Here is a 12,681-nt window from a genome sequence, read left to right on the forward strand (position 1 = left end):
GCTTCGCTCCGCTCCCGACGGGTTCATCGGTTCACACCGGCTCACGCGGCCAACAACACCAGCGGCCCGATGGTGACCAGCAGACCCACGCCGAGCGCGAGCAGCGTCGTCGGCAGGTCCTTGGTGCGCCGGACCACATGCGACAGCGTCACGATGCCGAAGATCACCAGGACCGCGAGCACCAGCGCGAAGTACGGATTCCATCGCCACAGTTCGGTGAAACCCCAGAACAGGCCGACGCCGACCGCGAGGCCGACGATCGCCTGTCCGAACAACACCAGCCAGGCCTTCACCGGCGACTCCTCGGCGTCGTCGGTCGCCCGACCGTCCGGTGCCGGTGTGTCGACGGTGCCGGTCCGCTCGGCGGACTCCGCGTCCGCGGCCGAATGCACGACGTCCTGGCCGGCGTGCTCCGCCGTGGCGGCTGCCGAGTCGGGATCGGCGTCGTCATCGGAGGTCTCGTCGATGTCCGTGGTGTCGTTCAGGGCATCGAACTCTGCCGGGCCCTCGGGCTCGGCGGGACCCTCCGGCTCGCGCTCCTCCACCAGGTCGACCCGGTCCTCGTCGCCCTCGGAAGTGGACTCGATCGGTTCGATGGCCTCGGTCGGGTGGTCGTCGGTGGGGCGGCCTGCGGTCTGGAGACTCTCGGTCTCGTCCGAGCCGGTCCACCGACCGTCGGCGTCATGGGTCTCGGGGTGCGCCGCGGCGATCGCCGCCGTCGTCCCACCCGCGGTCGCGGCGGCGGCCGCGGTGGCTGCCCAGTCGTGCGTCGACTCGTCGCCGTCGGTGTGTGCGTCCGGGTGGTCGTCGGTGTGGCGATCGGGGTCGTTCCGGTCCCGGTTCTTGCCGCCGAAGAGCTTTCGCGCGAACCCGACGACACCCGACGGCCCCGTCTTCTTCGACGCCCCGATCTTGCGGGCCGGGCCCCCGGACCGGCCCTTGCCCCCCGGCCCGTCGTTCCCACTCTCCACGTCGGCGAAGTTGCGATAGGCGTCGAAGTCCATGACGTCGGAGAACCCGCCGTCGCCGCGCTCGCGGGGGCCGTCGGTTCCCGCATCGACCTCGGTCAGGTCGTAGGTGACCACGTCGTCGGAGTCGACGACCGACAGATCCGACCCGTTCTCACCCACCACCGGGATGATGCCGGTGACGGCGTTCGCCGACTCCTGGTCGACGGGAGCGGAATCTCGCGGCGGCGTCTGCCCGAGGCGACGTGCCACCGCCTCGGAGCTGAAGTCGCGCGTCGACATCGGCGGGACGGCTCCCTGGCCGTAACCGGGCATCCCGCTGGCGGTGCGGTTACCCGGCCGTGCCTGGTGCTGCTGGTCGGCGCGCGGCCGGTCGACGACGGGCTGATCGTCGGCCGGGCGGCGTGGGACCGGGTTCGTCGAACGCGGGAACGGCGCGGCGGCCGCGGCCGGACGGTTCCGCGGGGTCGTGTCCCGCTCCGGGGCACCGTTCTCCGGAGCCGTCTTCTCTGGAGCAGTCTTCTCCGGAGCTGCCTTCTCCGGGGCCGCCGTCTCCGCAGGCGCGGTGCTCGCTGGTGGGGCAGCCGGCTCGGGCCGGGTTGCGGGTTCGGGCCGGGTTGCCGGCTCGGGCCGGGTTGCCGGCTCGGGCCGGGCCGCGGGCGCCGCGGAACCCTCTCCCGCGTCGGCGACCTTCGGGATCTCGCCGGTCAGCTCGGACACCGAGAACGATCCGTCCCGGCCGGCGCGTCGGCGGCCGCGGCCGTCACGGGTACGTGCCGGCGAGTCCCCCTGGGACCCCTGCGAGCGGGCGAGAAGTTCCGACACCGAGATGGGTCGGGATTCGGGCTCCGAATCCTTCGGCATGTAGTGGCTCTCCGTCCTCGTTCTCGAACGTTTGGGTCCGGGTCTACCAGGGCGTCAGCCGACGCCCTCGCGAACGCCCTGCACCGGTGTCGGCTCCAGCGCGTCGGCCTGCTCCGCGTCGAGTCGGCGCAGGATCACACCTTCCCGGAGTGCCCACGGACAGATTTCCAGTGTATCGACTTGCAACGCGCGCATCGCCGCCTCGGCGACCAGCGCCCCGGCGACCAGCTGGCCCGCCCGGTCCGAGCTGACGCCCTCGAGTTCGGCGCGATCGGCCTTGGTCATGCGGGAGATGAAGGAGATGAGCTGACGAAGCCCGCTCGTCGTCAGTTCGCGGCGCACCCGCGGTCCGGCGCTCGACGGCGCCGCGCCGGTCAGTCGGGCCAGGCTCCGGAAGGTCTTCGACGTGCCGACGCACAGATCCGGCGCACCGGGTGCGAGCAGCTGGGACGCGGGTGCGCGGAGCTCGGCGTCGAGCCAGTCGCGCAGCACGCCGACCCGCCGCCGGTCCGGCGGATCGTCGGGCAGCCACTCGCGGGTGAGACGTCCGGCCCCCAGCGGCAGCGACAGCGCGACGTCGGGTTCCTCGTCGACGCCGTTGGACATCTCCAGGGAGCCGCCGCCGATGTCGAGAGCGAGGATGCGGCCGGCGCTCCAGCCACGCCAGCGGCGCACCGCCAGCGACGTCAACCTGGCCTCGTCGCGCCCCGACAGGACGAGCACGCGCACCCCGGTCCGCTGCTCGATCTCGTCGAGCAGGTCGTCGGAGTTCGTCGCATCGCGCACGGCCGACGTCGCGAACGCCATCATCTGCTCACAACCGGACGTCCGGGCGATGTGGGTGAACTCGTCGATCGACTCGATGAGCTTGGCGACGGCGCGATCACTCATCCGGCCGTCGGCGTCGATCTGTTCGGCCAGGCGCAGGACGGCCTTGGTCGAACTCATCGGGGTGGGGTGACCGCCACGATGGGCGTCGACCACCAGGAGGTGGACTGTGTTGCTGCCCACGTCGAGGACTCCTAAGCGCACGGGTCAACGGTAGTGCAGCCGCCTGCACCGCCCGATCCCGGCTACCGTGTAAAGGTGACCGCCATTTCGCCGTCCGCGCCTCGCATCGATCCCGCGCCGGAGGTTGAACTCGACTTTCCGCGCGAATGGTACGAATTCGCCGATCCCGCCGACCCCGAGCACGTCATCCGGGCCGATCTCACCTGGCTGCTCTCGCACTGGACGTGTGTGTTCGGCACACCCGCATGTCAGGGCATCCTCCCGGGCCGGGAGACCGACGGGTGCTGCAGTCACGGCGCGTATCTGTCCGACAAGGACGATCGCAAGACCCTCGCCCGCGGCGTCGCGATGCTGACGCCCGAGGACTGGCAGTTCTACAAGAAGGGCTCCGGCAAGGACCCGGTCGGCCCGAAGGGGTACCTCGAGGACAGCGACCTCGACGACGAGCCCGCCTTGAAGACGCGACTCCACAAGGGCGCGTGCATCTTTCTGAACCGACCCGGTTTCTCCGGCGGCGTCGGATGCGCGCTGCACTCGATGGCGCTGCGCAAGGGACTCGAACCGCTCACGGTCAAACCCGACGTGTGCTGGCAGCTGCCCATCCGTCGTGAGCAGGACTGGATCGAACGCCCCGACGGCACCCAGGTGCTCCAGACGACGATCACCGAATTCGACCGGCGTGGCTGGGGCGAGGGTGGCCACGATCTGAAGTGGTACTGCTCGGGTTCCCCCGACGTCCACATCGGGGCCAAGCAGGTGTGGGAGTCGTACGCACCCGAGCTCACCGCGCTGCTCGGCGAGGCCGCCTATGCGGCGCTGGCAGCGGCCTGCCGGCGCCGGAACGGGCTGGGGCTCATCGCGATCCACCCGGCGACGCAGGCCGCGACCGAGCGCCGCGAGACCGACGTCAAATACGAGCTGCAGCCCCCGGAGTAGCCCCCCGGGGCGCCGCGGCCCGGCCGGCTCACGCCTCGAGCTTGTACCCGAGGCCGCGGACGGTGATGAGGTGCTTCGGATTCGCCGGGTCGGGCTCGATCTTCGAGCGCAGGCGCTTGACGTGTACGTCGAGTGTCTTGGTGTCGCCGACGTAGTCGACGCCCCACACCCGGTCGATGAGCTGACCCCGGGTCAGGACGCGGCCGGAGTTGCGCAACAGATACTCGAGGAGGTCGAACTCCTTGAGCGGCAGGGTGATCGACGTTCCGTTGACCGACACGGTGTGTCGCTCGACGTCCATCCGGACCGGCCCGGCCTCCAGGATCCCGATCTCCAGACCGTCGTCGGGCACCTCCCCGCCGCGTCGCAGCACCGCGCGGATGCGGGCGATCAGCTCGCGCGCCGAATACGGCTTCGTCACATAGTCGTCCGCGCCGAGTTCGAGGCCGACGACCTTGTCGATCTCACTGTCGCGCGCGGTCACCATGATCACCGGGACGTTCGACCGGGTGCGCAGGGCCTTGCAGATCTCGGTTCCGGACATCCCGGGCAGCATGAGGTCGAGGAGGACGATGTCGGGGCTGACGCGATCGAAGGTCGGCAACGCCTGGGCGCCATCGGTGATGACGCTGGCCTCGAAGCCCTCTTTGCGCAGCAGGAAGGCCAGCGGATCCGCCAGCGATTCCTCGTCCTCGACGATCAGAACGTGGGTCAACTCTTGTTTCCTTCGGTGGGTCGGGCAGATGGGTCGTCACCCTCCGCGGAGGGAAGTGCGCGGGGCGGCGCATCGGGATCCGACAGCGCCTGCTGGGCGGCCGGCGGCCAGCCGGCGTCGGACAGGTCCTCCGGGATGCACAGCGTGAAGGTCGAGCCGGTGCCGGGTTTGCTCCACAGGTTGATGGTCCCGCCGTGATTGGCGGCCACGTGCTTGACGATGGCCAGTCCGAGTCCGGTGCCGCCGGTCATCCGGGACCGGGCCTTGTCGACCCGGAAGAACCGCTCGAAGACCCGCTGCTGATCCTCCGGCTCGATCCCGATCCCCCGGTCGGTCACCGCGATGGCGACCATCGGCCGCCCGTCGATCTTGATCACGCGGCGGCTGATCGAGACCACGGTGTCCGACGCCGAGTACGAGATGGCGTTCGAGATGAGGTTGTTCAGTGCGGTGAGCAGCAGCGGACGGTCGCCGCGGATGATGACGCCGATCGGACCGTCGGCGCGCAGTTCGATGGCCGCCGCCTCGGCGGCGAGCGTCGCCGCGGTCAGCGCGTCGTCGATGAGCGAGTCTACGTCGATGCAGGTGAACTCCGGTGTGACGCCGTCCTGGAGTCGGGACAACGCCAGCAACTCGCTCACCATGTTGCCCATGCGCTTGGTCTCGCCGACGACGCGGCGACCGAAGTGCTGCACCGAATCGGTGTCGTCGGCCGACTCGAGCAACGCCTCGGCGAGCAGCCCGATCGCGCCGACGGGGGTCTTGAGTTCGTGCGAGACGTTGGCGACGAAGTCGCGCCGGGTGGCCTCCACGCGTTTGTGTTCGGTGTCGTCGAGTCCGTACGCGACAACATAGCGTTCCTCGCCCTGCGCGACGATCCGCGCGTGACAGCGCACGTGCTCGACACTGGGCCGGGGCGTCCGGCCGGTAGAGACGAAACCGAGACTCGACATCGGCGGGCTGAACTCGAAGCGCCGTTCGACGCCGGTGTCGAGCACTTCCTTCACGGCCTCCCACACCGGGTCGGCCAGCAGCATCTCGCGTACGAGCCCGAGTTCGACGGCCCGCTGGTTGTACAGCACGACGTCGCGGAACTCGTCGACCACGGCGATGGCGGTCTCGGTGTTACGCACGACCATGCTCAACAGACCGGCCTTGGTCATGCGGCCGTCGTCGGTGGTCGCCTGCACGTCGGAGTCACGGACCTCGGCCGAGGCCGGCACCTCACGGGGACCGAGGGTCGCCTCGGGAACGAATTCGGCGGCGGTGGATGCGGAACGACGCGGGATGCGATCGAGGAACGCGAACCCTCGGGACCGGTCCCGGTCCCGGGTGCGTCGACCGATCACGACACCGAGGCAGAGCGCGAGTACGAACGCGATCGTCGCGGCGAAGATTGCGGCGGTCACAGGGGCAGCTTACGGCTCGACCAACACCGAACGCACATCTGACGAAGGTGTTCGACAGTTGTTCACGCGGAGTTGGCCGGAGTCCCTGCCGACGCGGCGGCGCGCTTCCCCGGTACCGGGGCGGCCGTGTCCGGACCGGTCATTGCGGAACCGGAACCGCCATGTCCGCGAACTCGGGGTGACGTTCGATGAAGCGCTGCACGTAGGAGCAGACCGGCACGACCTGCTTGCCGCCGCGCCGGATGTCCTCGAGGACCGCCTGGACCAATTGGCCCGCGTACCCGTGACCACTGAACTGCTCGCGGATCACGGTGTGCGTGATGACCACCTGGTAGGGCTCGGAGACGTAGTCGAGATAACCGACGATCTCGTCGTCGCCCTGGGAATCGGCGACGAGGATCGCCTCGTACCGCTCCTGGGCAGGTGAGTGCTCGATTCGCAGGGTGCCCATGTCCGCCATGCCGTCTAATGTAGCGCGCGCCACACCGTCGACGCCATGGCGAAACGTGTCACGTCTGGATGTCCGAACGGACCCCGACGACTACTTCTGCCCTTGGGCCGCCACCGCGGCGGCACCCGCGGCGGCCGCCTCGGGGTCGAGGTAGGTACCACCCGGGTTGAGCGGCTTCAGGTCGTCGTCGAGGTCGTAACGAAGCGGGTTGCCGGTGGGGATGTTCAGTCCGGCGATGTCGTCGTCGGAGATGCCGTCGAGGTGCTTGACGAGCGCGCGCAGCGAGTTGCCGTGTGCCGCGAGCAGCACGTTCTTCCCCGCCCGGACGTCGGCGACGATCGTCTCGAGGTAGTACGGGATGAACCGCTCGACGACGTCCTTGAGGCACTCGGTCAGCGGCACCTCGGGGAGATCGGCGTACCGCGCGTCGCCCACCTGGCTGTATTCGGCATCGGGTTCGATCGCCGGCGGCGGGGTGTCGTAACTGCGGCGCCACAGCATGAACTGCTCGTCGCCGAACTTCTCCTTGGTCTCGGCCTTGTTCAGGCCCTGCAGCGCGCCGTAGTGACGTTCGTTGAGTCGCCAGTCGCGGATCACCGGGATCCAGAGCCGGTCGGCCCGGTCGAGGGCGATGTGCGCGGTCGTGATCGCGCGGCGCAGCAGCGACGTGTAGACGACGTCAGGCAGCAGGTCGTGCTCGACGAGGAGCTCGCCCCCGCGTTCGGCCTCGGCCCTGCCCTTGTCGGTGAGCGCCACATCGACCCAACCGGTGAACTGGTTGGACGCATTCCATTCGCTCTCGCCGTGCCGCATCAGGATCAGGGTGCCGTTGCTCATGGCCGATAGTTTTCCACAGTCGGTGCGCACCCTCTCCTCACCGGCGCCTGAACCCCCGGCCGGACCCCGGCGCGCACCTGGTGACGACGAAATGGTAATGAACCGGTCGATTCGCCGCGCGAACGGCCATGGGCGGGTCTAGCGTTAGCGCATGACAGCCAGTACAGACGCCGGCGCGACCGGCCAGAATGCGGAGAAGCAGCCCGAGCTCAAACGCGTGTTGGGCTGGAAGCTGTTGTTGCTGTTTATCATCGGCGACATCCTGGGCACCGGCGTCTACGCACTCACCGGCCAGGTCGCCGGCGAGGTCGGGGGCGCGGCGTGGCTGCCGTTCCTCATCGCGTTCGCGGTGGCGACGCTGACGGCGTTCTCCTACCTGGAGCTGGTGACCAAATATCCCCAGGCCGCCGGCGCTGCCCTGTACGTGCACAAGGCTTTCGGCGTCCACTTCATCACCTTCATCGTGCTGTTCACCGTGATGTGTTCGGGTATCACCTCGGCGACCACCGCGTCCCGCGCGTTCGCGGTGAACATGCTGACCGGCATCAACGGCGGCGAGTCCCCGGATGCGACGCACCCCGCTCTGCTGTTCATCGCGATCGGCTTCCTGCTGCTGGTCATGTTCATCAACTTCCGCGGCGTCGCCGAAGGTGTGGGCACCAACGTGGTCCTGACCCTTGTCGAGCTGACGGGTCTCCTGCTGGTCATCTTCATCGCCCTGTTCTTCGTGTTCGGTGGCAACGCCGATCACTGGGATGCGGTGGTGGTTTTCGAATCGCCGGAGGAGAGGAACATCCTCATCGCGGTGTCGGCGGCGACGGCGCTGGCGTTCTTCGCACTGGTCGGATTCGAGGATTCGGTCAACATGGCCGAGGAGTGCAAGGAACCGACCAGGATCTTCCCCAAGGTCATGCTCAGTGGTCTGGGGATCACCGCGGTGGTGTACGTGCTCATCGCGATCCTCGCGGTCGCGATCGTGCCCGTGGGTGTGCTCGCCGAGAGCGAGACCCCGCTCGTCGACGTCGTGCAGACCGCCGCCCCGGACTTCCCGATGACCGAGCTGTTGCCGTGGATCTCGATGTTCGCGGTGGCCAACACGGCCCTGATCAACATGATGATGGCCAGCCGGCTGCTGTACGGCATGGCCAAGCAGGGTGTCCTGCCCAAGTTCCTGGCCTACGTCCATCCCGGACGCCGTACCCCGTTCGCCGCGATTGTGTTCACCACCGTCATCGCGCTGTGCCTACTGGTCTACGTCAGCGCCGACCCGAAGGGTTCCATCGTCGGACTGCTCGGCGGCACCACCGCGCTGCTGCTGCTCGCGGTGTTCACCGTCGTCAACGTCTCCGTCCTGGTGCTGCGCAAGGATCACGTGGGACACAACCACTTCCGCACCTATACGCCGGTTGCGGTGCTCGGCGCCGTGACCTCCGGGGCGCTCACCCTCCCGTTTGCCCGCGCCGACAACCAGCAGTACGTGATCGCGGCCTGGCTACTCCTGCTCGGCGTCGTGCTGTGGGCGTTCACCTACTGGCATCAGAAGCGAACCGGCGCCGAAGCGGCCTCCTACGACGACATCCCTCCCCACGAGATCCCCTGACGCACCGACGAGTATGACGTTGTGCCCGGCAACCGGGCACAACGTCATACTCGATGTCAGAAGCAGAGACTACTTGCGGAGGTCCTTGCGCAGGATCTTGCCCGAGGCCGACTTGGGGATCGTCTCGATGAACTCGACCGCCCGGACCTTCTTGTGCGGGGCCACCTTCGACGCCACGAACTCGATGACCTCGTCGGCGGTGATCTCCGCATCGGGCTGGCGCACCACGAAGGCCTTGGGGATCTCCTCGCCCGACTCCGCCTCGATCACGCCGATGACCGCGGCGTCGGCGATCTTGTCGTTGGTGAGCAGCAGCGCCTCCAGCTCGGCGGGCGGCACCTGGTAGCCCTTGTACTTGATGAGCTCCTTGAGCCGGTCGACGATGTAGACGCAGCCGGTCGGGTCGACCTGCGCCATGTCGCCGGTGTGCAGGTAGCCGTCGGCGTCGATGGTGTCGGCGGTCGCCTGCTCGTTGTTGAGGTAGCCCAGCATCACGTTCGGCCCCTTGACCCACAGCTCGCCCGGCTCCGACAGTCCCTCGCTCGGCAGCTCGATCTCGGCACCCGATGCGGGGTCGACGATCTTGTTCTCGGAGTTCGGCACCGCCCACCCGGTCGAGGACAGCGGGGGGTCCTGCTGACCCAGCAGGCCGGGGGTGTCGGCCGGGATGATGTGACTCACCGGCGACAACTCACTCATGCCGTAGCCCTGCAGCATGTGCAGGTCGAGACGTTTGGCGACGGCCTGGCCCAGCTCGTCGTCCAGCGGCGCCGCGCCCGACATAATCGTGTGCAGCGAGGACAGGTCGTAGTTGTCGATGATCGGGTGCTTGGCCAGCGCCACGGCCACCGGCGGCGCGATGTAGGCCATGGTGACCTTGTGGTTCTGGATGTTCTCGAGGAACTCGACGAGGTCGAACCGCGGCATCACGACCAGCGACGCCCGGTTGTACAGCGCCGCGTTCAGCAGCACCGTCATGCCGTAGATGTGGAAGAACGGCAGCACCGCGATCACCACATCGTCGGCGCCCATGCCCTGCAACGGTCGGATCTGCGCGACATTGGCGACCAGATTGCGATGCGAGAGCGCGACACCCTTCGGATTCCCGGTCGTGCCCGATGAATACGGCAGGACCGCGACGTGCGTGGCCGGATCGAACGACACCTCCGGTGCGGCCAGTCCGGCGCCCAGGAGGTCCGCCGCGTTCGGGTGTCCGGAGGCGTCCTGGCCCTCGCCGTCGAGGACGATCAGGTCGGCATCCGCCAGCCCGACCTCATCGGCGGCGGCCTTGGCCTGCTCCAGCATCGGCGAGATCGTCACCAGCATCTTGGCGCCGGAATCCCGCAGCTGCTTGGCGATCTCGGGTCCGGTGAAGAGTGCGTTGATCGTCGTCGCGGTGCCGCCGGCCCGCAGAATCCCGTGGAACACCGTCGCGAACGCCGGGATGTTGGGCGACAGGATGCCCACCACGTCGCCGACGCCGATCCCCCGCGACGCCAACGCGCCCGCCGCCGCCTCGATCTGCGAGATCAGCTGCGCATAGGTGGTCGTCGCCCCCGACTTCGGGTCCACCAGCGCGGTACGGGCGAGGTCCTCCTCGGCCACCGCGCCGAACAGGAACTCGAACACACTCACGTCCGGGATCTCGACGTCGGGGAACGGACTCGTGAAGCTCATGACACCTCCATTGGGGAATTTCTCGACAGCATCGTACAACGCATGTTGACACGATGTGACGTGGACCTCTCTCGAGAGAGTCTACGATTCGTCCGATTCGGCGATCGACGGATCCCCGGTGGTGCTCTGCGCGCCGTCGACGACCGACTCGCCCGGTACATAGCGGCCTTCGAGCGGCTCCCCCGCCTCCGGCAGGGATTCCTTGTCGATGAGGTGCTCGAACGCGAGCAGGTTGCGCAGCGACTCGCCGCGCGACACCCGCCACGCCCACTCGCGCTGGATCGAGGTCAGGAACCCGAGTTCGAGCAGGGTGTTGAAATCCCCGTCCGCGGCCTCGAGGACCTGCCCCAGGATCCGGTCGACCTCGCCGGAACTCAACCCGTCGACGGAGATCCGGCCCACGAGGTAGATGTCACCGGTGTTGTCGATGGTGTAGGCGACGCCGTACAGCCGGCGGTTGCGCTTCAGCAGGTACTTGTACACGCCGGCGTGGTTCTCGTCGGGCCGGCGGCACACGAAGGCCTCCACCCGGACGCCGTGCTCGCTCGCCGTCAGCAGCACGGTGGTCTTGAGTTTGCGTTCGCCGGGCAGCTCGACGACCACGTGATCGACGTCGGCCCCGCCGCCGCTCTTGCGTGCGAAGGCGATCTCGTTCTCGCCCAGCGTTTTCTCCAGCAGGTCGACGACCTCGTTGCGACTCACGGCATCCTCTCGTCGGTGGAATCGGAAACCCCTTGCGCAGCGGGCGACTTCGGTACAGCGTCAGACGGTGACCCGGTTGCGCCGACGACGCCAGCGGCGTCGGAGACGAGCCGAGGCCGCGGCCGTCGCGGACACCTCGGGCGACGCCGGGCGCTGGTGCGCGGCGAACGACCACATCGCCCGGCCGTAACTCTCGAGCAGCTGATCGACCGTGTGTTCCCAGGAGAACTGCTCGGCGTGGGCGCGGGCGTTGTGTCCGAGCTCGACGAGTCGATCGGGTTGCGCGAGAAGCTTTTCCAGCGCATTCGTCCAGTCCCCGACCCGATGCCCGTTGACCAGCACACCGGTCCGACCGTCGTCGACCGCCACCCCGAGGCCACCCACATTCGCGGCGATGACGGGCGTCCCGCAGGCCTGCGCCTCGATCGCGACCAGTCCGAAACTCTCCGAATGACTGGGCACGGCAACCACATCCGACGCCCGGTAGACCTGCACCAGACGGTTCGCCGGCTGGGGCGGCAGGAAGGTGACCGAATCGGCGATCCCGAGTTCGGCGACCTGATCCATCAGCGCGGTGGGCCGTTGCAGCCCCGACCCCGACGGCCCGCCGACGATGAGCACCCGCAGCCTCCGCCCGGTCGCGGCGGACTCACCGATGAGCGGCGCGACCGCGGCGACGAGGAGGTCGGGGGCCTTCAGCGGTTGGATGCGCCCGACGAACGTCACGATCATCTCGTCGGGGTCGAGGCCGAGCTCCGCGCGGGCGGCCGCGGCGGAACCCGGTGTGTAACAGTCGAGATCGGCACCAGGGGTCACCACGTCGATACGGTCGGCGGCGGCACCGTACATCGAGAGCAATTCGGTCGCCTCGGTCTGGGTGTTCGCGACCAGGCGATCGGCCTCCCCGACCACCTGCTGCTCCCCGATGACCCGCAGCTGCGGCTCGGCGGTGTCGCCCTCGGCCAGCGATGCGTTCTTGACCGCGGCCAGGGTGTGCGCGGTGTGCACCAGCGGTACACCCCACCGGTCGCGGGCGAGCCACCCCACCTGGCCGGAGAGCCAGTAGTGCGAGTGGATGACGTCGTAGTGACCGGGCGCCTGCGCGGCCTCGGCACGCAGGACCCCGGCCGTGAACGCACACAGCTGGGCGGGCAGGTCGCGCTTGTCGAGGCCCTCGAACGGGCCGGCGACGACGTTGCGCACCGTCACCCCCGGCGCTGCGGCGACCGACGCCGGGTCGGCCGACGACGTCGCGCGGGTGAAGATCTCGACCTCGACTCCCCGACGGGCCAGCCGCGTCGCGGTCTGCCAGACGTAGACGTTCATCCCGCCGGCGTCGCCGGTGCCCGGTTGCGCCAGCGGCGAGGTGTGCACGGAGATCAGCGCGACACGCCGCGGGGACGGGCTCGAGGTCATGGTCTCCACCATAGAGAAACGCCGTGTCGGGCGAGGAGTCCCCCGGCCTGCGGACACCCTGCACGCCCGTCGCCGCGATCACCTAGACTGCTTTC

At 68.6% G+C, this 12,681-nt stretch carries 11 protein-coding genes; 2 read left to right on the plus strand and 9 right to left on the minus strand.

The features are described 5' to 3' along the window. Positions 1 to 41: 41 nt before the first annotated feature. Positions 42 to 1,832 carry a hypothetical protein gene (locus Q9R39_RS16940; RefSeq protein WP_311277845.1) on the minus strand — a complete coding sequence of 597 codons (1,791 nt, stop codon included), beginning with the start codon at positions 1,830 to 1,832 and terminating at the stop codon, positions 42 to 44. Between the two features lie 54 nt (positions 1,833 to 1,886). Beyond that, positions 1,887 to 2,864 (minus strand): Ppx/GppA phosphatase family protein, encoded by a 978-nt coding sequence (locus tag Q9R39_RS16945; RefSeq protein WP_176455923.1) that lies wholly within the window; start codon positions 2,862 to 2,864, stop codon positions 1,887 to 1,889. 54 nt (positions 2,865 to 2,918) lie between these two features. On the opposite strand from Q9R39_RS16945, the gene Q9R39_RS16950 reads away from it, so the two are divergent. After that, on the plus strand, positions 2,919 to 3,779 hold the full coding sequence (locus tag Q9R39_RS16950) for a hypothetical protein (protein ID WP_311277846.1): 861 nt from the start codon (positions 2,919 to 2,921) through the stop codon (positions 3,777 to 3,779). A 28-nt stretch (positions 3,780 to 3,807) separates the two neighbouring features. Here Q9R39_RS16950 and Q9R39_RS16955 read toward each other — a convergent pair whose 3' ends face one another. The 4 genes from Q9R39_RS16955 to Q9R39_RS16970 all read right to left on the minus strand — a co-directional run bounded on the left by Q9R39_RS16955 (position 3,808) and on the right by Q9R39_RS16970 (position 7,191). After that, entirely contained in the window at positions 3,808 to 4,494 is a 687-nt protein-coding gene (locus tag Q9R39_RS16955) for a response regulator transcription factor (protein ID WP_058252633.1), read from the minus strand. Further along, positions 4,491 to 5,903 (minus strand): cell wall metabolism sensor histidine kinase WalK, encoded by a 1,413-nt coding sequence (locus tag Q9R39_RS16960; protein ID WP_205334081.1) that lies wholly within the window; start codon positions 5,901 to 5,903, stop codon positions 4,491 to 4,493. Before Q9R39_RS16960 ends, Q9R39_RS16955 begins: the two co-directional genes overlap by 4 nt. 139 nt (positions 5,904 to 6,042) lie before the next feature. Further along, a complete protein-coding gene (locus Q9R39_RS16965; RefSeq protein ID WP_058252631.1) occupies positions 6,043 to 6,363 on the minus strand; it encodes a GNAT family N-acetyltransferase in 321 nt (106 codons plus the stop codon). An 81-nt stretch (positions 6,364 to 6,444) separates the two neighbouring features. Further along, on the minus strand, positions 6,445 to 7,191 hold the full coding sequence (locus Q9R39_RS16970; protein ID WP_058252630.1) for a phosphoglyceromutase: 747 nt from the start codon (positions 7,189 to 7,191) through the stop codon (positions 6,445 to 6,447). A 151-nt stretch (positions 7,192 to 7,342) separates the two neighbouring features. On the opposite strand from Q9R39_RS16970, the gene Q9R39_RS16975 reads away from it, so the two are divergent. Then, a complete protein-coding gene (locus Q9R39_RS16975; protein ID WP_078113001.1) occupies positions 7,343 to 8,791 on the plus strand; it encodes an APC family permease in 1,449 nt (482 codons plus the stop codon). Between the two features lie 69 nt (positions 8,792 to 8,860). On the opposite strand, the gene Q9R39_RS16980 is transcribed toward Q9R39_RS16975, so the two are convergent. The 3 genes from Q9R39_RS16980 to mshA all read right to left on the minus strand — a co-directional run bounded on the left by Q9R39_RS16980 (position 8,861) and on the right by mshA (position 12,586). Continuing rightward, positions 8,861 to 10,468 carry a 4-coumarate--CoA ligase family protein gene (locus Q9R39_RS16980; RefSeq protein ID WP_058252628.1) on the minus strand — a complete coding sequence of 536 codons (1,608 nt, stop codon included), beginning with the start codon at positions 10,466 to 10,468 and terminating at the stop codon, positions 8,861 to 8,863. An 81-nt stretch (positions 10,469 to 10,549) separates the two neighbouring features. Beyond that, positions 10,550 to 11,170 (minus strand): YbjN domain-containing protein, encoded by a 621-nt coding sequence (locus Q9R39_RS16985; protein ID WP_311277847.1) that lies wholly within the window; start codon positions 11,168 to 11,170, stop codon positions 10,550 to 10,552. 60 nt (positions 11,171 to 11,230) lie between these two features. After that, positions 11,231 to 12,586 carry a D-inositol-3-phosphate glycosyltransferase gene (mshA, locus tag Q9R39_RS16990; protein WP_311277848.1) on the minus strand — a complete coding sequence of 452 codons (1,356 nt, stop codon included), beginning with the start codon at positions 12,584 to 12,586 and terminating at the stop codon, positions 11,231 to 11,233. Positions 12,587 to 12,681: the final 95 nt, after the last annotated feature.

Source organism: Gordonia sp. AC31, from assembly GCF_031844505.1.
Lineage (GTDB): Bacteria > Actinomycetota > Actinomycetes > Mycobacteriales > Mycobacteriaceae > Gordonia > Gordonia hongkongensis.